Raw genomic sequence first — 21,726 nt, forward strand, 5'->3', positions numbered from 1 at the left:
TGTTCGAACTTGGCTGCGCCGAAGCTGCTAGCGGGCCGAGAAGCCCGGAGGCGTCCTGCCGGTGCGCTGCTTGCGCGCCGCATAGCGTGCGTCGCGTTTCGCCTTGCGCTCGGCCTCGTCCGCCAGCAAACGGGCGATGCGCTCGGTCTCTTCGGCTTCCTTGATCTTCGCTTCAGCCTGAGCCGCCTCTTCGGCCGCAATGCGCGCCGCTTCAGCCGCTGCCTCGCGCTCGGCCTTCTCGACCGCCTCGCGTGCCAGCTTCTCCTGCTTCAGCCTTGCCTTCTCGGCTTCGCGGATTTCACGAGCCTCGAGGATCGCCTTGCGCTCGGCCTGTCGCGCCAGCACCGCAGGATCGTCTGCCGCCGGCTTTGACTTGAAGCGCTCCAGAAGCGCCTTCTTTGCCTCGTTCGCGGCATTGCGCCGCTCGAAAATGTCTTTTTCCCTGTAGATAGCCAAGTCCACTTCCCTGAAGTCAATTTGCGAGGCTTACATACGCGCGAATGCCAAGAGTTCAAGCGCCAAAACGGTATGCCAGCCATGAAATTCCGCGATGTTGCAGCCGGGAGACGCCTTTTCCTGCCCAAACCGACATGCACTGTTCACCGTCTGCCTCTCTGGCGGGCAGGTGCGTGCGTCGCTACCTCTAGCGTAACAATCACCACACCAGGATGACACCAGATGGAACTCGGTCTCTACACTTTTGCCGACGTCAGCCCGCTACCAGGCCCCGGCGCCATCGGCCCGCACGAGCGGCTGCGCAACCTGATCGAGGAGGTCGAACTGGCCGATCAGGTTGGTCTCGACGTCTTTGGTCTCGGCGAACATCACCGGCCCGATTATGCCGCTTCCGCGCCGGTCGTGGCGCTGGCCGCTGCCGCCGAGCGCTCGAAACGCATCAAGCTGACCAGCGCGGTCACCGTGCTCTCCTCGGACGATCCGGTGCGCGTCTTCCAGCAGTTCGCCACGCTCGATCTCCTGTCGGGCGGCCGTGCCGAGATCATGGCCGGCCGCGGGTCGTTCATCGAATCCTTCCCGCTCTTCGGCTACAATCTCGAGGACTATGACGAGCTCTTCGCCGAAAAGCTCGACCTGCTGCTTGCCATCCGCGACCAGGTGAAGGTCACCTGGTCCGGCAATCTGCGCGCGCCGATCAACGATCGCGGCGTCTATCCGAGGCCGTTCCAGGACAGGCTGCCGGTCTGGATCGCCATTGGCGGCACGCCACAGTCCGCTGCCCGCGCCGGCGCGCTCGGCCTGCCACTGGCGCTTGCCATCATCGGCGGCGAGCCGGCCCGCTTCGCGCCGCTGTTTGATCTCTACCGCGAGGCGGCCAAACGCGCCGGCAGCGACCCCAAGGGTCTCGCCACCAGCATCAACGTGCATGGCTTCATTGCCGAGACGACCGAACAGGCGGCCGACGATTTCTACGGCCCGCAGGCGGAGGTGATGAACCGCATCGGCCGCGAGCGTGGCTGGGGCCCGACATCGCGGGCGCATTTCGACCAGTCGCGCGGTCCCGATGGCGCGCTGTTCGTCGGCAATCCGGAGCAGGTGGCGGAAAAGATCGTCGCCCAGCACAGGATCTTCAACAATGACCGCTTCCTGCTGCAGATGGCGGTCGGCACCATGCCGCACGCCAAGATCATGAAGGCGATCGAACTCTACGGCACCAGAGTGGCGCCGATCGTGCGCAAGGAGACGGCGAAGTCCGCGCCGGCCGTGGCAGCGCCGGTAGCGTAAGCCCCGTCCCATAACCAAGGGCAAGGTCCGTCTAGGGCTTGCCGGCTAACGGAACCTTGAAGCCGTGCCGGCGTTTTCGGTCGACGGGTTGCACCAATTGCGGTGCGCCGTCGAGGGACTGTGATGAAACCCGAACCCGACGCGCTGGCCGCAGGCGCTGCCGAAGCGACCGAAGCGCGCGCCGTGGCGCGTGCCGACACGCATCTGATGCGCTCTTTGCTGGTAGGCATCTTCATCTTCATGAGCGTCTATGCGCTCTATTTCGGCCGCGCCTTTTTCATGCCGGTCATGCTGGCTTTCCTGCTGGCGCTGACCTTGACGCCGATCGTGCGCCTGCTGCGCAAGCACGGCATTCCCGAAGTAGTCTCGGCGACGCTTCTGGTGCTTCTGTCGATCTGCGTCTTCGCCAGCGCCGGTTACCTGCTTTCCGGCCCGATCATCGAGCTTATCAACAACACCTCGTCGATCGGTCATCAGCTTGGCGAACGGCTGGCCCAACTGCGCCGCCCCTTCGAGAAGATGATGCAGATCTCGCATCAGATCGAACAATTGACCGAGACGTCGCAGGAGCCCGGCGTCCAGAAGGTGGCGGTGGCCCAATCCGGCATCCTTTCGTCGGCCGCTAGCAACATCCTGTCGGCGGGAACAAGCCTGACCATCATCTTTGTGTTGTCGCTGTTTCTGCTCGCTTCGGGCACGATGTTCTACGAGAAGATCATCCAGTCCTTCGCCAGCCTCAGCGAAAAGAAGCGGGCGCTGCGCGTCGTCTATGACGTCGAGCGCGAAATCTCGCACTATCTGCTCACCGTCACCATCATCAATGCCGGTTTAGGCTTGGTCATCGGGCTTGGCCTGTGGGCGCTCGGCATGCCCAACCCGCTTGTCTGGGGCGTCGCCGCCGCACTCCTCAACTTCCTCCCCTATGTCGGCGCACTGTTGACCATCGTGCTGGTCGCGGTGATGGCGCTGATCAGCTTCGACACCATTTCCTACGCGCTTCTGGCGCCGGCCTTCGTGCTGTTGTGCGATATCGTCGAAGGCCAGTTCGTGACACCGATGGTGGTCGGCAGGCGCCTGGAGATCAATGCCGTGGCCATCTTCATCGCCATTGCCTTCTGGTCGTGGCTGTGGGGCTTTGTCGGCGCCCTGATGGCGGTGCCGCTGCTGGTCGTCATCAAGGTGTTCTGCGACCATTTCGAGGGGCTGGCCCATGTCGGCAATTTTCTCGCCGCGCAGCAGACCGCTGTGGTGGATGACGAGCCGGTAGAAGAGAACACCGAGGCCGCCGCGTAGCCAACCCGTCATATTTGCGGTGCCCCGACCGAATGCCTATATCCGGCCGGACAATGGCCGGTGCCCCCTCCCGATGAACGACGTTTCCTTCGACCTCGACGCCTATTTCGCTCGCATCGGCCATATCGGTTCCAGGGATGCCTCGCTGGACACGCTGCTGGCGCTGCATTTCCTGCATCCGCAGGCGATCGCCTTCGAGAACATGGATCCGTTTCTTGGCCACCCGGTCCGCCTCGACCTTGCCGCGCTGCGGGACAAGATCGTCGTCGGGGGACGCGGCGGCTATTGCTTCGAACACAATTTGCTCCTCATGCACGCGCTGAGGGCGCTTGGTTTTCAGGTCGGCGGCCTGGCCGCGCGTGTGCTCTGGGGCCAGAGCGAGGACGCCATCACCGCACGCGGCCACATGCTGCTGCGCGTCGAACTCGATGGCCGCACCCATATCGCCGATGTCGGCTTCGGCGGCCTGACCCTGACCGCGCCACTGCTGCTCGAACCGGGCCTGGAACAAAGAACCCCGCACGAGACATTCCGCATTGTCGAGGCCGACGATCACTTCCGCCTGCAGGCCTTGATCGGCGGCGACTGGCGCTCGCTTTACCGCTTCGACCTGCAGCCGCAATACGAGGTCGACTATTCCGTCACCAACTACTTCCTGTCGACCAGCCCGACATCGCATTTCCTCTCCTCCGTCATTGCCGCACGCGCCGCGCCGGACCGCCGCTATGCGTTGCGCGGCAACCGCCTGTCGATCCACCACCTTGGCGGCCGCACCGAGCAGACGGAGATAGCCACCGCCGCCGAACTCGCCGACACGCTGGAAGGTCCGCTCGGCATCATCATTCCCGACCGCGCGGCCTTCGAGGCCAAGGTGCGTGAAAAGAAGATCGTGGAGACCAACGCATGACCGAACTGTCCGTTCTCGACCTGTCGCCGATCGTCGAAGGCAGCGATGCCTCGCAGTCGCTGGCCAACTCGCTCGATCTTGCCCGCCATGCCGAGCGGCTGGGCTACAAGCGCTACTGGCTGGCCGAGCATCACAACATGCCGGGCATCGCCAGCGCCGCCACATCCGTGGTCATCGCCCATGTCGCCGGCGGCACCAGGACCATTCGCGTTGGCGCCGGCGGCATCATGCTGCCCAATCATGCGCCGCTGGTCATCGCCGAGCAGTTCGGCACGCTGGCCGCCTTGTTTCCCGGCCGCATCGATCTAGGCCTCGGCCGGGCCCCCGGCACCGACATGAACACCGCGCGCGCCTTGCGCCGCAATCTCGAGGCCGGCGCCGACAATTTTCCGCAGGATGTCGTCGAACTGATGGGTTATTTCCTCCCGGCCGAGGAAGGCCAGCGCATCAGGGCCGTGCCAGGCGAGGGCCAGAATGTGCCGATCTGGATTCTCGGCTCCAGCCTCTATGGCGCGCAGCTCGCCGCCATGCTCGGCCTGCCCTATGCCTTTGCCTCGCATTTCGCGCCGGCCGAGCTCGATCACGCGCTGGACATCTACCGTTCGCGCTTCCAGCCGTCGGAACAGCTCGACAAGCCGCATGTCATGCTCGGCCTCAATGTCTTTGCCGCGCCTACCGATGCCGAGGCGCGCCTGCTGTTCACTTCGCTGCAGCAGGCCTTCGTCAATCTGCGCACCGGCCGGCCGGGACGACTGCCGCCGCCGGTCGAGAACTATGATCGCGATCTCGACCCGATGGCCAAGACCATGCTCGGCCAGGCGTTGTCCTGCGCCGTCGTCGGCTCTCCCGAAACGGTCCGCCAGGGCATCGACGCCTTTGTGCGCCGCACCGGCGCCGACGAGCTGATGGTCACCGCGCAGATATTCGACCACGCTGCGCGGGTGCGGTCGTTCGAGATCCTGGCCGAGGCGCACAAATCGCTGTCCCAGGCGGCCTGATGTTTGTGTCTCGCCGGGTCCTTTTGTCGGTAGCGATGCTCTGCTAAGTGCGGAGCATCCAGAGGCAAGAGCGAGCTTTCCCATGACCCTTGATCTTGACGCCCGCACGCAGTTCGCCATCGACCTAGCGCGGCGGGCAGGCGAGCTTGGGCTCAAATATTTCCGCGATCTGGAAAGCCTGACCATCGAGAGCAAGGGCCATCAAGACCTGGTCTCGCAAGCCGACCGCGAGGTCGAGCTGTTCATCCGCGCGGCCATCGCTACCGACTATCCGCAAGACGGCATCGTCGGCGAGGAACATGCCTCGGTCGCAGGTTCGACCGGCTATGTCTGGGTCATCGATCCCATCGACGGCACCGCCAATTTCGTGCGCGGCATTCCTGCCTGGTGCGTGGTGATCGCTTGCGCAAAGGACGGCGAGACGGCCGTCGGCGTCATTCATGAACCATCGACCGGCGAGACGTTCCACGGCCGGCTCGGCGGCGGCGCCTTCGTCAACGGCAGGCCGATCAAGACGAGTGCGGCGACCAGCCTTGAAGAAGGATCGGTGGGGACCGGATTCTCGAACCGCGCCGAGGCCGACAACATCGCCGTGCTGATCAAGAAGATCCTCGCCGAAGGCGGTGTCTTCTTCCGCAACGCGTCCGGCGCCCTGATGCTGGCCTACGTCGCCTCGGGCCGGCTTCTTGGCTATGTCGAGGAACACATGAATGCCTGGGACTGCCTGGCCGGCATGCTGCTGATCGAGGAGGCCGGCGGCACGGTTCTGAAGGCAGATCCCAAGACGGTGCTGCAAAGCGGCACACAGGTCATATCAGGTGGCAAGGGTGTCTTTTCGAAACTGCAGGCGCTGTGTTCAGGCGTGTTCGCGGCTTAAGCGCCCACGTTCTGCATTATTGCCGCGACCGTTCGGCGCGAATTGCGCATCACCAACCGGCTTTAGGCCAGCTTCGCCAGCAGTCTCGTGAAGGTGGCGATCTCCTTGGCCGAGAGCGGCGCCAGCGTTTCCCTGGTGATCTCGCGCGCCAGCGGGATGAGCCGGTCGATCGCGTCGCGGCCCTCAGTGGTCAGATCGACCAGCAGCCGCCTTTTGTCGACCTCATGCTTGGAGAGCTCGACAAGGCCGCGCGCCTTCAGCCGGTCGATGACACCTTTTACCGTCGCCGCATCCATGGCGATCAGCGTGCCGAGCTGGTTCTGCGAGGTCTCGCCGACATCGCGCAGCTTGGCCAGGGCCGCGAATTGCGGCGGCGTCAGGTCTCCGATATGCGAGGCGAAGATCGAAACATGGCGCTGATGCGCCTTGCGCAGGATGAAGCCGACCTGGTCCTGCAGGAGGTAGTCCTGATCATCCGGCGCCTCGACCTCGACCAGTTTGAGCAGATTGTCCTCGCCGCTCACCGCAGCCCGTCCCAGGCTTTGATGTCGGTGGCCGCCAACCCGCCCATGCGGTTGTGAACCCGTGGCCCGCAGGTCATGGCCAGGCAGAAAACAATCTCGTCGGGGCGAGGGCCGTCACTGACACCGACTTCCATGGCGTCGAAATGGCTGCGCACATAGGCGGCGTTGATGTGGCCGATCGGCACGTCGAGCTTCGAGCCGAAAGCCCCGACCTTCTTGGCCGACGGCACGATCGCCCTGGCGTCGCCGAGCCGTTCGCGCATGGCATAGCCGCCCGGCACATGCCACAGCGCGCCGTGCTCCAGTTCGCCCGCCGTGCCGACGATGGCGCCCTTGCCATAGCCGTCGATCTGCTTGACGTCGCCGCCGAGTGCGGCGATCAGCCGGTCGGCGAGCAGCAAGCCAAGCGGCTTCAGATCATCCATGGCGCTTTGCAAATCCTCGGCATAACGGCCGGCGAACGGGTTCTTGACCACGGCCATGGCCGCGGCACGCCGGCGCGGCACGTCAACGGCCGGCCCGCCCTCATGAAAGATCTCTTCGCTCAGCACCGCGATCTTGCGGATCGGAAACTCAGGCATGGGCAATCTCCTCCGGTTCATGCTTGTTGGGCGCGGCGAGCGCAACGGCGCCGCTGATGCGGGCCTCACCGCCAAGAAACAGCGCCGATCCGGCAATCAGCCCGCGCCGGCGAAAATCTTCGGCGACGGCAAGGCCATTGTCCAGCGCCCGCGTCACGTCGGCAAATCCCAGCGTGCCGACCGCCTGCGTCACCAGGCGCTCGCCAAGATCGCTGTCGGGCGACAGGTCGCGCGCGGGCATGCGGCGGATGGCCGGGTTGCCGGGCAGGTCCACCGCGTTGGCGATCAGCGTCGCCGCCGCATCGGCTTCGGCGCCTGTGCGCGCCAGCACGGTGACGGCATCGGCAATGCCAAGCGAGAAAGACCGGCCGCGCCAGCCGCTGGTGGCGACGCCACCTATGCCATCCTCGGCGCGGATCGTAATCCGGTCGGCCATGCCGTTGCCGGTGCCCGCGACCGCCAGGCCGATCGACGTGCCCGTGCCGAGGTGAAGGGCGCTGTCGCCGCCATTGTTGACGTAGGCACGATCGAGCCTGCGGCCGGCCAGCAGCGCGGCGAGCATTTCGTCGGCTACCGATCCGGCGACGGCCGCCATCGGCGTGATGAAGCATTCCGCGAGCGGCATGACGGCCGCTTCCATGCGCCGCGCCGTCGGGCCGGCGAAGCTGCGCGGCGCCAGGAAAAATGCCGGCAGCCGCAATTCGGGAAGCTCCTCGACCAACTCGATCAGCATCGTCTGAAAGCGCGTGACGGCCTGCTCGTAGGCCGCGCGACGCTCATCCGCATCGCCAAAAGCCTCGACGATCAGGTCGATCGGCCCATGATTGAGATGCAGCCGCCTGCCATCCTGCAGCCAGTGCGCTTGCGGGCCGTCCATCACCCGATCCCGTTCGAACCGGCGCGGTGCAATTGCGCCAGCGGTGGCCATGGATTGCTGGTCGGCGCACCGGTGCCCCGCCGCGGATTGAGATACTCGCCGCCCTTGGCGACGATGTCCTCGACACTGCGGATTTCGGCCTCGTAGCCGCCGAGCCTGACATAATCGTCGCGGCGCAGCGTGAATTCGATCGGCGCCACCAATGCCGGTGTCGGCACATAGCCGAACGCGCCTTCCGGCACACGCGTAACATCGACCATCAGCGTTATGCCGCCGCCCGGCCAGACATAGACCGGCGCGCCGCCGACGGTGACATAGGTGTTCAAGCCTTGCACGGAGCGGGTGAGATTGACCGGGTTTTCGGTGACGCCGGCGCGCAGCGAGCCGCCGGCGCCGCCGATGAACAGCACCGTGCACAGTGCCGGCTCGCAATTGTCCTCGATCAGCCCCACCGACTTCTGCAGCCGCTCTGGAAATCGCTTTTCGACCGGCTTCAATTCGTCGTCGAGTTCGTAATAGGCGAATTGCTCGCCGGTGGTCGAAACCATCAGCAGCGACAGGCCGGGACGGGCGCCCTTCTTGGCGTTCCACTCGCCGAGGATCGACAGCGGGTCGGAAATCGAGGTGCCACCCCAGCCGAGCCCGGGCTCGGAGACCTTGAAATAGCGGCCCGGCGTCGAACGGCGGCCGATGATTTTGATGCCCGTATCCTGCCAGCCCAGCACCTTGCCGGCCTGATGCTCGGAGACAACCCCGGTGATGTGGTCGTCGACCACCACCACCTCGTCGACCAGCCCGCGCCATTGCGTGGCGAACATGCCGATGGTGGCCGAGCCGCAGCCGACGCGCATGCGGTGTTCCTGCTTGCCGTCGATGACAGGTGGTTTGCCGGCTTCGACAATGATGGTGGCGCCGCCATCGATGGTCAGTTCCACCGGTTTGCGGTTGCACAGATCAAGCAGCGCGTCGCAAGTGGCGCGGCCTTCCGATTTGGAGCCGCCGGTCAGATGATGCACGCCGCCCAGCGACAGCATCTGCGAACCGTATTCGCCCGTCGTGACATGGCCGATCGCCTCGCCCGCCGCGCGCACGATGGCTGTCTCGGGGCCGAGATGACGATCGGTGTCGATCTTCACCTTGACGCCGCAATACGAAAAAATGCCCTCGGTGACGACGGTGACGAGATCGACGCCCTCGACCTCCTGGCTGACGATGAAAGGCGCCGGTTTGTAGTCGGGATAGGTGGTGCCGGCACCGATGGCGGTGACGAAGCGGCGGCCCGTGTTGACCAGTTCGCCGTCCCATGCCCCGCCTTCAGCGATGAAGGGCACAATTGCCGCGCCGGTTTCCGCCGCATGGTCGAGGATGGTCAGCGGGTCCATGCGCACGATCCGGCCGCCGGCATTGCCGTAGCGGTCGCAGGCGCCGGTGCGGCCATCCGCGATGTAGCACATGACAGGGCAGGCATCGCAGCGGATCTTCTCCGCCACCAGCTTCTCGCCGGGATCATGGGTCTCAAAACGCTCGGCAAGCTCGCTCACGCGCGTGCCTCCTTTTCGCGGATGCCATCTTTTTCACGGATGCCAGCGCGAATCCGCGTCGGCGTCGCCGGAACCTTGGTGATGAGAACGCCGGTGGCGTGGCGGATGGCGTTGAGGATCGCCGGCGCCGTCGGGATCAGCACATGCTCGCCCAACCCCTTGGCGCCGAACGGCCCCTCGGGATCGGGAACCTCGACCAGTATGGTCTCGATCGGCGGTACGTCGCCGATGGTCGGAATGAGATAGTCGTGCAGGTTCTCGGTGCGGCCGGGAATGTACTCCTCCATCAGCGCCATGCCGATGCCTTGCGCGATACCGCCTTCGATCTGGCCCTCGACCAGCAGCGGGTTGATCGCCTTGCCGACATCATGCGCGGCGGTGATTTTGATGAGCTTCACCGTGCCCAGCTTGATATCGACCTCAAGCTCGGCGATCTGCGCACCGTAGCCGTAGACGGCATAGGGCTTGCCCTGGCCCTTGGCATCGAGCGGCACTGTCGGCGGATCATAAGTCTCTTCGGCGCGGAAGACGAAGCCATCGGCATCCACGTCGAGCGAGGCGAGATCGATACGGCGTGTGGCTTCGCCCTCGCGGATGACGATCGCCGTGCCATCCAATTGTAGAGTGGCCTTCTCCGAAACATTGGCAAACCGCAGGATCTTGTCGCGCAAGGCCCGACCAGCCTTCTCGGACGCCTTGCCGGTGACGAAGGTCTGGCGCGAGGCCGATGTCTTGCCGGCGTCGGGGCTGATCGCCGTATCGGCGCTCTTCAGCCGGAATCTTTCCAGCGGCAGGCCGAGCGCGTCGGCGCAGATCTGGGTGATGACGGTGTTGGAGCCTTGGCCGATATCGACGGCGCCCTGGTGAAGAACGACGTCGCCGTCAGCCGCGATGCCGACCCGGATGGTCGACGGGTTGGGCAGTGAGGTGTTGCCGCAGCCATACCAGCACGAAGCCACGCCGACACCGCGCTTTTTATCCCGGTTGGCATTGTTGAAGGCATCCACGTCAGCCTCCGCCCGCGCCCAATGCGGCCGCAAGGCGTCAAGGCATTCGGCAATGCCGACGCCGGACTCCAGCCTCTGCCCGGTAACCGTTTCGGAGCCGTTCCGAAGGCAGTTTCTCAAGCGAAACTCAAGGCGGTCCAGGCCAAGCTCACCGGCCAGCTCGTCGTAAAGCGTCTCCTGCATGATCGTCGCCTGCGGCACGCCGAAGCCACGGAAGGCGCCCGAGATCGGACCATGCGTGTGGACGGCGCGGCCCTCGGCGCGGTAGTTGGGCGTCGCATAGGGGCCGGAGGCATGCACCGGTACGCGGTTGGCGACGGTCGGTCCCCAGCTCGCATAGGCGCCGGTGTTGAAATCGCCTGAAAAGATCATGCCTGTGACAAGGCCGTCGGCATCGGCGCCGATGGTCGCCTTCATCTCCGAGGGATGACGCTTGGTGGTCGACATCATCGATTCGTTGCGGGTGTAGGCAAGGGTGGCCGGCCGCCCGGTCTTCAGCGCCACCAGGCCGATGAGAGGCTGCAACGATACGTCGAGTTTCGAGCCGAAGCCGCCGCCGGTCGCGGTCGGGACGATGCGCACCTTGTCGACGGGAAGACCGAGCACCTTCGCGGTGTCGTCGCGGTCCATATAGGGCGCCTGGGTGCAAGCGACGACGACCAGTGTGTCAACATCGAGATATGCATAGCCGGCTTCCGGTTCGATATAGGCATGCTCGACATAGGATGTGTCGATAGCGCCGGACACGGTGAAGGCAGCACCGGCAAGCGCTGCGTCTGGATCGCCGCGCTCGACAAAGCCGGAGGTTAGCAGATTGGCCGGGCGGTTTTCATGGATCCACGCAGCGCCGTCGGCCTGCGCTTCCGCAGGGTGCAGGAGATGCGGCAATTCGGCCCAGCGGACCGGGAAATCCGACAGATCGAGGTCGAGGATAGCCTCGCGCTCACCGGCGACCAGCGCCACCGCTTCACCGCGAAACCGCGCAAACCCTTCGGCCAGCGCCGGCTGATCGGCGAATGGGCCGATCACGCCGAAACAGTTCTTTCCCGGGATATCGGCCGCCGTGAACACACCTGTAATGCCGGGATGCGCCCTCGCCCAGCCGTCGATATCGCCGAAGGTAAAACTGGCATGATAGTGCGGCGAGCGGACCACCAGCACCGACAACGCATCGGCCGGGAAGGAATCGCCGCCGAATTTCTCGTCGCCGGTGACCTTTGGCACGCCGTCGAGCCTGACCGGTGAGGAACCAATGGCGTGGCCGGACGGAGGCAGGCGGAAATCGAGATCTGCGGCTTGCAGGGAGGCTTCCATCACCGCCGCGATGATCTTGCGATAGCCGGTGCAGCGGCAGAGGATTCCGCCCAGCGCATCCTGCACTTCGATCTCGCTCGGTGTGGGATTGGCGTCCAGCAGTGCTGTCGCCGCCACCAGCAGCGCCGGCGTGCAGATGCCGCATTGCGCCGCGCCATGTGCAAGGAAAGAGGCCTGCAAGGCCGACAGCCGGCCATTGGCCAGTCCTTCGACGGTCGTCACCGCTGTCCCCGATACGGAGGCCGCCGGCATCAGGCAGGCGCAGACAGGGTCGCCGTCGACCAGCACCGTGCAGGCACCGCAATCGCCGGCGTCGCAGCCGACCTTGGTGCCGGTCATCTGCAATTCGTCGCGCAGCACCTGGGACAGCCGGCGAAGCGGCGGCACGTTGACCGAAACGGCGGCGCCATTGACCGCGAAGGCAATGTCGGCGCGTTCAAGGCCAGACTGCGCTCTGCCCCGATCGAGCAGGGCCTCATCCGGCAGAACCTGGCTTATGTCGGTCAGAGCGTTGTTCATCTCGGGCTGAGCCTTGTTCATGCCACCGCCACCATATGCTCGTTCATCGGTCCGGCGGCGGCCAGCGCGGCCCGGACAACAATCTCGCGCACGGCGTCGAGCCGGTATTCGGCGCTGCCGCGCACATCGGCGATCGGCGACAGTTCTGTCATCGGCGCGGACCGGATCGCGGCAGCGAGCCTGCCATCGGCCGACAATCCCCGCAGCGCCTTTTCGACGCCGGCAAGCCGCCTGGCGACAGCCGAGCAGGAGCCAACGGCAATTGCGGCCTCGGCGACGGTGCCATTGTCCACGACCAGACGCGCCGCCACCATGGCAATGGAGATGACGAGGTAGCGCCGCGCGCCAAGCTTGACGAAGGCCGACGTGCCGGCGGTGGCCGTCCTTGGCACGCGGATGGCTGTCACCATTTCGCCGGGCTGCAAGGCGGTGCGTCGGTTGCCGAGAATGAAATCCGGCAACGGCAGATGACGCGTCGCGGTCGCCGAACGCAGTTCGACCTCGGCATCGAGCACGATCAGGCCGGGCACGCCATCGGCTGCCGGCGAGGCATTGCACAGATTGCCGGCGACCGAGGCGACGTTCTGGATCTGCGGCGAACCGACTTCCCGCGCGGCCTGTTTCAGCGCGTCGAAGGCCGGCGGCAAGGGATGACGGATGATGTCCGTCCAGGTCGTGCGCGCGCCGATGACAAAATGGTCGTCCGTCTCGGCGATGCCGCGTAGCGCGGCGAGACCATTGATGTCGAGGACATTGTCGCGAAATGGCCTGCTGCCCTGTGCCGGATAGAAATCCGTGCCGCCGGCAAGGATGCGCCAGGCGCCTTCGCCAAGCAAAGCGAGCGCTTCGTCAATCGTGGTGGGTTTCGCGTAACGGATCACGCTGTGCCTTCCCAGAGAGCGGGCCTTCCCCGAATTTGGCCCTCCCAGGGCGTTTACCCCAGGTATGATCTTGCCGGTCCACAAAACCGGAAATTCATTCGTATGCAAATGATATCAAGCCGGCGGAATTTGTCAAAGCCAGAGTTGTTGCCATCGTCCCGGCATGCGCTCATTCAACGAGATTGTTATGCCGCCGGAGGTTGACGCGGCCTGCCATCTGGTCAAGTTTCTGCGTCCGGTCGCGTTCGCGGCATTTTCCATTGGAGCATGACGTACAGAAGAGGGAAGCCCATGGCCGACGAAGCGCTTGTTGTCATCGACCTGCAGAACGACTTTTGCCCGGGCGGTGCGTTGGCCGTGATCGGCGGCGACGAGATCGTGCCGCTGGTCAACGACATGATCCGCCATGCCGATCACGTCGTGCTGACGCAGGACTGGCATCCCGCAGGTCATTCGAGTTTTGCCTCCAGCCATCCGGGCGCGCAGCCTTTCACGTCGATCGAAATGCCCTATGGCCAGCAGACGCTATGGCCGGACCATTGCATCCAGGGCAGCCTCGGCTCGGATTTTCATTCCGGCCTTGCCTGGACCAAGGCCGAGCTCGTCATCCGCAAGGGGTTTCGCCCGGCCATCGACAGCTATTCGGCCTTCTTCGAGAACGACCACACGACGCCGACCGGCCTCGGTGGCTATCTCAGGGAGCGCGGCATCGACACCATCACCCTGGTCGGCCTGGCGACCGATTTCTGTGTCGGTTTTTCGGCGCTGGATGCTGTCAGCCAGGGGTTCAAGACCACCGTGCGGCTCGATGCCTGCCGCGGCATCGATCTCAACGGCTCGCTCGATGCCATGCTGCAGCGCATGCGCGATGCCGGCGTCACGCTTGAAGACCATTTGTCGGACTGAACGGACGGTGGAGCATCAGAGGGGCTTTTCGCGGATCGGCGCAGGCGCGATGGCGGGCGTGGCCATCGCCGTCGTCGTGCTGTGTCCGGAAGCGGCCTTCGCGGCCGAGGAACACGGGCTGCCAGGCGCTTCCATGTCGTTGTGGTGGGCTTTGCCCTTTGCCGGCCTGCTGCTGTCGATCGCCACCGGCCCGCTGCTCTTCCACCATGTCTGGGAGCACCACTACGGCAAGATATCAGCCCTATGGGCGGCACTCGTGGTCGTGCCGCTGGCGCTCGCCTTCGGCATCCCCCAGGCGACCGAGGCGGTGCTGCATGCGCTGCTCACCGAATACATGTCCTTCATCGTCCTGCTGTTTGCGCTGTTCACAATTTCGGGCGGCATTCTGGTCGCCGGCAACATCCACGGCACGCCGCTGGTCAATGCCGGGCTGCTGCTGATCGGCGCGCTGCTTGCTTCGGTTGTCGGCACGACGGGCGCCTCGATGATCCTGATCCGGCCGATCATCCGCGCCAACGACGCCAGGCCGTTCAACGCCCATGTCATCGTCTTCTTCATCTTTCTCGTTTCCAACATCGGCGGCTCGCTGACGCCGCTCGGCGACCCGCCGCTGTTCGTCGGCTTCCTGCGCGGCGTCGATTTCTTCTGGACGACCGCCAATCTCTGGCGCGAGACGCTGTTCGTAGGCGGCCTGGTTCTGGCGGTGTTCCTGACGATCGACATCATCCTGCACCGGCGCGAAGCCGGCGCGCCGAAGATCAAGGATCCGACACCGGATTCGAAGGTACGCATCCGTGGCTTGCCCAACATTCCGCTGCTGGCCGGCGTCATCGGCGCCATCCTGCTGTCGGCAACCTGGAAGCCTGAGGTCAGCGTCGCCATCCAGGGCGTGACCCTGGAACTGCAGAACCTGGTGCGCGACGCCATCATCCTGGTGCTCGCCTTCGTGTCGCTGGCGGTTTCGCGGCGGGAATACCGTCAGGCGAATGGCTTCAACTGGGGTCCGATCGCGGAAGTGGCAAAACTGTTTGCCGGCATCTTCATCTGCATCGTGCCGGTCATCGCCATCCTGAGGGCGGGCCATGACGGCGCCCTGGCGCCATTGGTCGCGCTGGTGACCTCCGCGCAAGGCACGCCCAACGACCTCGCCTATTTCTGGCTGACCGGGGCGCTATCGTCCTTCCTCGACAATGCGCCGACCTATCTGGTGTTTTTCGAACTCGCCGGCGGCGACCCTCAACATCTGATGACCGAGTTCGCGTCGACGCTGGCGGCGATTTCGGCCGGCGCCGTGTTCATGGGCGCCAACACCTATATCGGCAATGCGCCCAACTTCATGGTCTATGCCATCGCCCGGCAGTGCGGTGTCAAGATGCCCGGCTTTTTCGGTTACATCATCTGGTCCGGGCTGGTGCTGATCCCGACCTTTTTGATTGCCGGCTTTCTGTTTTTCGGCTGATCAGCCGACACCGACATAGCGCCTTACCGCCGACGGATCGGCGCGCAATTCCTCGACATCGACCGTCTCGCGGTTGCGGCCATTTTCGATGAAGCAAACCCGGTCGGCAACCGACAGCACCGCGTCGACGCGCTGTTCGACCAGGATTGTGGAGACATCCATGGCACGCAGCTTCGACACCGTCTCGCGGATTTTCGCGATCATCGAAGGCATCAGCCCTTCCGTCGGCTCGTCGAGCAAAAGCACCTCCGGTTCCAGGCACAGCGCACGCGCCATCGCCAGCATCTGCTGCTCGCCGCCCGACAAGGTGCCCGAGCGCTGCCGCAGCCGCTGGCGCAGCAATGGAAAAAGGTCGAGGACATTGTCCCGCACGGCCCTGCCCTTGCCGCGCGCCATCAGGCCGATCTCGATGTTCTCCGCGACCGTCATCTCGGCGAATAGCCGCCGGCCTTGCGGCACATAGGCGACGCCCGCCTTCGGCACCTCATGCGCCGGCAGACCGGTGAGTTCCTTGCCGGTGAGCTTGATCGAGCCCGCGCTTGCAGGAACCAGTCCCATGATCGCCTTCAGCGTCGTCGTCTTGCCGGCGCCGTTGCGCCCGAACAGGCACAGCACCTCGCCTTTGTTCAGCACGAGGTCGAGGCGATAGAGCACCTGAACCGCGCCATGGAAGCAGTCCAGCCCCGCGATCCGCAACGCTTCCGTCTTGCTCGCTTCCGCCTTGTTCGTCTCAATCATGGGGCGGTTCCCAGATAGGCTTCCTGCACCGCGGCGTTTTCGCGGATGGCCTCCGGCGTGCCTTCGGCCAGGATCTTGCCGGCATTGAAGACGGTGATGCGGTCGGCCAATTGCATGACGACGGGCATGTTGTGCTCGATCAAAAGCACGGTCGCGCCTTTGGCGATGTCTCGCACCAGCGCGATAAAATTGTCGATCTCGCTGTCGGCCAGCCCCTGCGTCGGCTCGTCGAGGATTAGCAGGCGCGGCTTCAGCGCCAAGCCCATCGCCACCTCCAGCAGGCGCTGGTGACCATAGGACAACTGCCCGGCAGGCATATTGGCGCGGTCGGCCAGGCCCGTGCGTTCGAGCGCCGACATGACGCCCGCGCGCACCGCACCTTTCGAGCGGCCATCGCTCAGGGTCCGCTGCACGGGCAATGCGACATTGTCGTAGGCGCTGAGATTGGCGAAGACGCTGGTGATCTGGAACGTATAGGCGATCCCCTGGCGCACCCTGATATAGGCCGGCTGGCTGGTGATGTCGGCGCCGTCGAAGACGATCGCCCCCGAGGACGGCTGGATGCGGCCGCTGACCAGGCTGACGAAGGTGGTTTTCCCCGCTCCGTTGGGGCCGATGACGGCGCGGATTTCGCCCGGCATCAAGGTGAAGTCGACAGTGTCGACCGCGCGCAACCCACCGAAATTGCGCGACAGGTCCTTGGTGGTCAGCAGCGGCGTCATGGCAGCCATCCGAGCCAGCGCTGGCGGATGGTGCCGAGAATGCCTTTGGGGAAGAACAACACGAGCAGGATCAGCGCGATGCCGACGATCAGCAGATAGGCCGACGTGTAGCCGCTGGTGACGTCGATGACATAGTACATGAAGACGGTGCCGATCAGCGGCCCGATTGTGGTGGCGGCACCGCCGAGCAAGACCCACAGCAGCGGCAGGATCGAGTACTGCACCGACGCGAAGCTCGAGCCGACATAGCCGAACAGCAGCGCGTAGGCTGCGCCGGAGGCCGCGCAGATGGTGCCGGAGACGACGACGGCCATGAGCTTGTTGGAGAAGGTGTCGTAGCCCAGCATCTTGGTGCGCTCTTCATTCTCGCGGATGCCCACCAGCACCCGTCCGTATCGCGAACGCACGATGGCAAGCGTGACCAGAAGGACGAACGAGAACAGCGCCAGCGCTGTCATGTAGCGCACCGTCGGATTGGTGAGGTCGAGCGCGGTCGCGCCGAAGTCAAGGACGCGCGCCGGTTGCGGCACGACCTGGCCCTGGTCGCCGCCGGTCCAATTCGCGAAGTAGAGGATCAGCAGATAAAACACCTGCGCGAACATCATGGTGACGATCATGAAGGCGACGCCCGTGGTGCGTAGTGCCAGGAGGCCGATGATCAGCGAAAGGACGGCACCGCAGGCAATTCCAGCGATGAATGCCGCCGGCACGCCCCAGCCGAGCTGGATGATGGCCAGGCCGGCGCCATAGAGGCCGGCGCCGAAGAACATGGCATGGCCGAGGCTGAGCAGGCCGACATAGCCGAACAGCATGTTGTAGCCCATGGCGAACACCGCCAGCACCATGATGCGGGCGAGCAGGCCGTGATAGTACTCGGGCAGCACGAAGCTCAGTACGAAGAGCAGCGCGATGATGCCGAGATGCAGCGCATAGGCCTTTGCCGGCGAAGCTTCGCTCATCGCGATGCCGTCCCGAACAGGCCTTGCGGGCGGAACACCAGCACCATGGCGACCAGCAGCGTGGCGATGATCTTGGCCAGGGTCGGCGAGAAGAACATCGAGATGATGCCGTCGGAGAGGCCGATCAGCACGGCGGCGACGACGGTGCCGCGCAGCGAGCCGAGGCCGCCGATGATGACGACGATGAAGGAGAGCAGCAGCGGATCCTGCCCCATCAGATAATGCGCCTGGCTGATCGGTACGATCAGCACCGCGGCGATGGCCGCCAGCATGGCCCCAAGCGCGAAGACGCCGCCATAGACACGTCCGACCGCGATGCCGAAGGCCTGCGCCGTTTCGCTGTCATACTGCGTGGCGCGCATGATGAGCCCGACCTTCGTGCGCGTCAGCACCAGCCATGTCGCGGTAAGCAGGAGCGCGGAGGCGGCGATGATAGACAGTTTGTAGCCGGAGTAGCCGAACCAAGGCAGAAGGATGCGGTAGCTGAAGGGCGGCTCAACCGGCCGCGCCTCGGGACCATAGAAGCTCAGCGCGAGCTGCTGGATGATGTAGAGCATGCCTATGGTGGCGACGATGGTGGCTTCCGGATTGTAGTTGAGCCGGCGCAGCACCAGTCGTTCGGCGACCAGCGCGATTGCGCCGACGATCAGCGGCGCGATCACCAGCGCCGCCAGGAAGCCGAGCGCCGGATGACCCGATATCGCCGTCGAGATCGCCCAGGCGAGCACGGCCCCCAGCATGAAGAATTCGCCATGCGCGACATTGACCACCCGCATGACGCCGAACACCAGCGACAGCCCAAGCGCCGTCAGCGCCAGCACCGCTGAGGTGACGAGGCCTTCGAGGGCGGCGAGCAGGAGATGGGGTCCGAAGTGCATGAGGCTATCCGGTTACGGAGGCGCCAGGCGCCCCCCTCTGCCCGGCCGGGCAGAGGGGGGTAGGCCAAGGGCACCGGGCTTAAGGAGCCAAGCCTACAGCGCCTGCTTCGTGTAGTCCCCCTCGGCTTCGTAGAGCCCGTCCTCGATCTTGGTCTTGTGCACGACCTTCAGCTTGCCGCCTTCGACCTTGGAGATGTTCTGGATGCCGAAACACTGGTGGATCTTGCCGTTGAAGGTTTTCGGCCCCTGCGGATGCTCCGGGCCTTCGGCGAAGGCCGTCAGCGCCTCGGTCGCCTCGACCAGCTTGGCCCGGTCTTCCGGTCCCTTGTAGCCGGCGTCTTCCATCGCCTTCTTGACGACATAGAGGGTCTCCCAACAGCCGAACATGTGCGACGCGGTGGAGACATCCTTTGGATCGCCGACGGCCGCGCCATTGTCGTCGATGCCGACGGCGGCGCGATAGGCTTTCTGCGCGGCGCTGTCATCGGCCTGCGCGTAGCGCGGCGAGCCTTCCCAGAAATGGCTGCCGTCGAGGAATTCCAGCCCCGGGCTGTTGATGTCGACGGCCTCCAGCGAATCCATGAAGCCGAACAGCTGCGGCCGGTTGGAGCCGTAGAACTCGCCGAGTTCCTTGACGAAGGTGAGCACCGCGGGACCGACCATGACGTGGTAGATCACCTCGGTCTCGGCCGGGATCTGCGGGAAATATTTGGTGAAGGACGATTCCGTCGGCGGGATGGCGATTTGCGCGATGACCTCGGCGCCCTGCGCCTTCAGTGCCGGCGGCAGGTAGTCGCGATGATCGTAGCCGAAGGCGAAATCCGGGAAGATCTGTGTCACCTTCTTGCCGGCATTGGCCGCGATCCACGGCGCCATCGACTGGATCTGGCTCTTCACGTCGGTGATGCCGGGCTGGAAGACATAACGGTTGAGCTTGGTCGAAGCGACGTGATGGCCTTCGCTGACGACGAAATAGGGCATCTTGTTTTCGCCGGCGGCGGGCGCCGAGCCGATGACGACGTGCGAGAAGAGCGTGCCGAAGACGATGTCGGTCTTGTGCTGGGTGGCGAATTTGCCGACCACTTCGGCGCCACGGCCCGGATCGGTGCCGTCATCCTCGATGATCACCTCGACCTGACGGCCATTGATGCCGCCGGCGGCGTTGATCGCCTTGACCGCCGCCGCGGTGGTCTTTTCGTACCAGCGGCCATAGGCGGCGCCGATGCCGGTGCGGTGCGACTGGAAGCCGATCTTGATCGGCGCCGAGCTCTGCGCCTGGGAGTAGCGGACGAAGCCGGGCGCCATGGCGAGGCCAGCGCCGGCGGCCAGGCCCTTCAGCGCCGTGCGGCGGGTGAGACCGGTTTTCGAAAGATTGAAGGTCTTGTTCTTGTCCATGATGCCGTTCCCCTTGTTCAGCGTTAGGAGCGCAAAGTCCGCTCATGTCCGGAAGTCGAAAAATTGCATGTGTACAAACTAAATCATCAAAGTCCGGACACGGCAATGCCGGTTCCCTAGGGGAATCCCGGTTTATTTTCCAGCGCAAATGCCTCAGCCGACCGTCGGCGTCGCGAGCAGCCAGAGACCGAAGACCGTGTAGGCGATCATCAGCAGGGTGAGCGGAAACTGGCTGAGCGCGGCGCGGGCGGGCTGCGGGTGCAACCCTCCGGCGAAACCGTGGGCGACGAGGACGGCGAGCACATGGCCAAGGATGATGGCGCCGGCCTGGATGTTCCACAGCCACCAGGCCGACTCCGCGCCCGCGACGATGCCGGCCTCGATTGGCATGTCGGCGGTGCCGAACAGGTTCCAGCCCAGCGCGAACGGGTCGGACAGCGCCGCAAGCGCGTATTGGCCGTCGACCAGCAGCGCCGTCAGATAATGCGCGACATGATAGGCGAGCGCGATCGGCACGATCGACCACACCAGCAGGCCGGCGTCCTGGACGAACGGCCTACCGCCGCCGGCGAGGCGCTGGCCGAGGAAGACGGCGAAAAGGAACACCGCCGACAGCAGGGCGAAGGTCAGCACCAGCCCGAAACTGCCGCTGCCGATCAATGCCGTGCGGCCCGGGAATTCGAGCGGATTGATGCCGAACAGGCCAAGCCAGAAGAAGGTTTTCGACAGGCCGTCGAAGGAGACCGACGACAGGGCCAGGAGCAGGAAGGCGATGCCGCCGGGCGGCAAAGGTTCGGCGGCGAGCAGCTTGGCGCCCGGCCAGCACAGCCCAAGCCGGCCGCCTGCGTCGCGCTCGACCGGTGCGAAACGCGCCACCATCGAAAAGAAGATCGTCAGGAACTCGCCGCGGCGGTTCCAGCCGCGATAGCCGAACATCAGCATGGCGATAAAAGTGAACAGCCAGTAGAGGCCGGCACTCCATGCCAGTCGTGCCGGGTCGTCAGGCGCCGGATCGATCAGCTCGAACCAGGCAAAGGCGAGGAACAGGACGACAGCCGGCCAGCAGCCGAGCCATCGGGGCAGGCGCCATGATCCCTCATCGTTTGTGCCGAGCAGCCGCGAGACCAGTCGCCACGGTCCAAACCACGGGTTGAGCCACGACCAGAGGTCGCCGAAGACGCCTTGCAGCAGCGTGAGGCCGGCCCACAGCAGCGTCCAGACCACCAGCGGCAAGGGGTTGGAGAGCGGGTCGCGGCTGCCGATAAAGCCGGCGGCAACGAGAATTGCAAAGCCGGCAAAGGATATCAGGCCGACGCCGGTGCGTGCGCTGTCGCCCAAGGTGAAAAGTGGCTGGCGCCGCCGCCAGAAACGCTCAAGCGCATCCGCCGGCAGCAGCGCCAGCACGAGGAAGCTGATCGCCACGGCGAAAGCGCCGCCGACGAGATAATAGCCGGTCGGGAGAAGCAGGACGTGGCCGCGGTCGGACGCATGGGCGAAGGCGGGAGTGGGGGCGATAAGTAGTACGACAAGCAACAAGGCCAACAGCGGATGGTAGCGCCCTACGGCGAAGGAACTCTGCCTATCCAACTTTGCGGCCTCGTCTGGCGATG

Annotated in this window: 20 protein-coding genes; 7 read left to right on the top strand and 13 right to left on the bottom strand. The window is 64.8% G+C overall.

What is annotated here, in order from left to right; translation table 11 throughout:
• Positions 1-27: 27 nt before the first annotated feature.
• Complete coding sequence (locus A3AU_RS0111360) at positions 28-456, bottom strand: DUF6481 family protein (protein WP_027052925.1); 429 nt, start codon at positions 454-456, stop codon at positions 28-30.
• Positions 457-678: 222 nt separating this feature from the next.
• Between A3AU_RS0111360 and A3AU_RS0111365 the strand changes: the two genes are divergently transcribed.
• From A3AU_RS0111365 to A3AU_RS0111385, 5 genes are all read left to right on the top strand, one after another.
• Positions 679-1,740 carry an LLM class flavin-dependent oxidoreductase gene (locus tag A3AU_RS0111365; RefSeq protein ID WP_027052926.1) on the top strand — a complete coding sequence of 354 codons (1,062 nt, stop codon included), beginning with the start codon at positions 679-681 and terminating at the stop codon, positions 1,738-1,740.
• 123 nt (positions 1,741-1,863) lie between these two features.
• The gene (locus A3AU_RS0111370) at positions 1,864-3,033 is read left to right on the top strand and encodes an AI-2E family transporter (RefSeq protein WP_032917191.1); all 1,170 of its coding nucleotides are present in this window, start codon (positions 1,864-1,866) and stop codon (positions 3,031-3,033) included.
• A gap of 73 nt (positions 3,034-3,106) precedes the next feature.
• Positions 3,107-3,940: an arylamine N-acetyltransferase family protein gene (locus A3AU_RS0111375; protein ID WP_027052928.1), complete on the top strand. Its 834-nt coding sequence runs from the start codon at positions 3,107-3,109 to the stop codon at positions 3,938-3,940.
• The gene (locus A3AU_RS0111380; protein WP_027052929.1) at positions 3,937-4,938 is read left to right on the top strand and encodes an LLM class flavin-dependent oxidoreductase; all 1,002 of its coding nucleotides are present in this window, start codon (positions 3,937-3,939) and stop codon (positions 4,936-4,938) included. The genes A3AU_RS0111375 and A3AU_RS0111380 overlap by 4 nt, the downstream gene beginning before the upstream one ends.
• Before the next feature lie 82 nt (positions 4,939-5,020).
• Entirely contained in the window at positions 5,021-5,815 is a 795-nt protein-coding gene (locus A3AU_RS0111385) for an inositol monophosphatase family protein (protein WP_027052930.1), read from the top strand.
• A 62-nt stretch (positions 5,816-5,877) separates the two neighbouring features.
• Here the strand turns inward: A3AU_RS0111385 and A3AU_RS0111390 are convergent, their stop codons facing one another.
• Genes A3AU_RS0111390 through A3AU_RS01000000135310 form a run of 6 tightly spaced genes read right to left on the bottom strand, consistent with a single transcriptional unit; the run spans position 5,878 to position 13,059 of the window.
• On the bottom strand, positions 5,878-6,339 hold the full coding sequence (locus A3AU_RS0111390; protein ID WP_027052931.1) for a MarR family winged helix-turn-helix transcriptional regulator: 462 nt from the start codon (positions 6,337-6,339) through the stop codon (positions 5,878-5,880).
• A complete protein-coding gene (locus A3AU_RS0111395; RefSeq protein ID WP_027052932.1) occupies positions 6,336-6,920 on the bottom strand; it encodes an amino acid synthesis family protein in 585 nt (194 codons plus the stop codon). The genes A3AU_RS0111390 and A3AU_RS0111395 overlap by 4 nt, the downstream gene beginning before the upstream one ends.
• Positions 6,913-7,797: a UPF0280 family protein gene (locus A3AU_RS0111400; protein WP_027052933.1), complete on the bottom strand. Its 885-nt coding sequence runs from the start codon at positions 7,795-7,797 to the stop codon at positions 6,913-6,915. The genes A3AU_RS0111395 and A3AU_RS0111400 overlap by 8 nt, the downstream gene beginning before the upstream one ends.
• Positions 7,797-9,338: a hypothetical protein gene (locus A3AU_RS0111405; RefSeq protein ID WP_027052934.1), complete on the bottom strand. Its 1,542-nt coding sequence runs from the start codon at positions 9,336-9,338 to the stop codon at positions 7,797-7,799. The genes A3AU_RS0111400 and A3AU_RS0111405 overlap by 1 nt, the downstream gene beginning before the upstream one ends.
• Positions 9,335-12,199, bottom strand: coding sequence for a molybdopterin-dependent oxidoreductase (locus A3AU_RS0111410; protein WP_245235459.1), 2,865 nt, complete (start codon positions 12,197-12,199; stop codon positions 9,335-9,337). The genes A3AU_RS0111405 and A3AU_RS0111410 overlap by 4 nt, the downstream gene beginning before the upstream one ends.
• Positions 12,196-13,059 (bottom strand): FAD binding domain-containing protein, encoded by an 864-nt coding sequence (locus A3AU_RS01000000135310; protein ID WP_032917193.1) that lies wholly within the window; start codon positions 13,057-13,059, stop codon positions 12,196-12,198. The genes A3AU_RS0111410 and A3AU_RS01000000135310 overlap by 4 nt, the downstream gene beginning before the upstream one ends.
• A gap of 291 nt (positions 13,060-13,350) precedes the next feature.
• Here A3AU_RS01000000135310 and pncA point away from each other — a divergent pair, with 291 nt between their 5' ends.
• Positions 13,351-13,965: a bifunctional nicotinamidase/pyrazinamidase gene (gene pncA / locus A3AU_RS0111440; protein WP_027052937.1), complete on the top strand. Its 615-nt coding sequence runs from the start codon at positions 13,351-13,353 to the stop codon at positions 13,963-13,965.
• A gap of 49 nt (positions 13,966-14,014) precedes the next feature.
• A complete protein-coding gene (locus tag A3AU_RS0111445) occupies positions 14,015-15,424 on the top strand; it encodes a sodium:proton antiporter (RefSeq protein WP_027052938.1) in 1,410 nt (469 codons plus the stop codon).
• On the opposite strand, the gene A3AU_RS0111450 is transcribed toward A3AU_RS0111445, so the two are convergent.
• The 6 genes from A3AU_RS0111450 to A3AU_RS0111475 all read right to left on the bottom strand — a co-directional run bounded on the left by A3AU_RS0111450 (position 15,425) and on the right by A3AU_RS0111475 (position 21,703).
• The gene (locus A3AU_RS0111450; RefSeq protein ID WP_027052939.1) at positions 15,425-16,162 is read right to left on the bottom strand and encodes an ABC transporter ATP-binding protein; all 738 of its coding nucleotides are present in this window, start codon (positions 16,160-16,162) and stop codon (positions 15,425-15,427) included.
• Entirely contained in the window at positions 16,159-16,884 is a 726-nt protein-coding gene (locus A3AU_RS0111455) for an ABC transporter ATP-binding protein (RefSeq protein ID WP_027052940.1), read from the bottom strand. The genes A3AU_RS0111450 and A3AU_RS0111455 overlap by 4 nt, the downstream gene beginning before the upstream one ends.
• Positions 16,881-17,843: a branched-chain amino acid ABC transporter permease gene (locus A3AU_RS0111460; RefSeq protein WP_027052941.1), complete on the bottom strand. Its 963-nt coding sequence runs from the start codon at positions 17,841-17,843 to the stop codon at positions 16,881-16,883. Before A3AU_RS0111460 ends, A3AU_RS0111455 begins: the two co-directional genes overlap by 4 nt.
• The gene (locus tag A3AU_RS0111465) at positions 17,840-18,721 is read right to left on the bottom strand and encodes a branched-chain amino acid ABC transporter permease (protein ID WP_027052942.1); all 882 of its coding nucleotides are present in this window, start codon (positions 18,719-18,721) and stop codon (positions 17,840-17,842) included. Before A3AU_RS0111465 ends, A3AU_RS0111460 begins: the two co-directional genes overlap by 4 nt.
• A gap of 93 nt (positions 18,722-18,814) precedes the next feature.
• Positions 18,815-20,119: an ABC transporter substrate-binding protein gene (locus A3AU_RS0111470; protein WP_027052943.1), complete on the bottom strand. Its 1,305-nt coding sequence runs from the start codon at positions 20,117-20,119 to the stop codon at positions 18,815-18,817.
• 150 nt (positions 20,120-20,269) lie between these two features.
• Positions 20,270-21,703: a hypothetical protein gene (locus tag A3AU_RS0111475; RefSeq protein WP_051355340.1), complete on the bottom strand. Its 1,434-nt coding sequence runs from the start codon at positions 21,701-21,703 to the stop codon at positions 20,270-20,272.
• Positions 21,704-21,726: the final 23 nt, after the last annotated feature.

Source organism: Mesorhizobium erdmanii USDA 3471, from assembly GCF_000472705.1.
GTDB lineage: Bacteria > Pseudomonadota > Alphaproteobacteria > Rhizobiales > Rhizobiaceae > Mesorhizobium > Mesorhizobium erdmanii.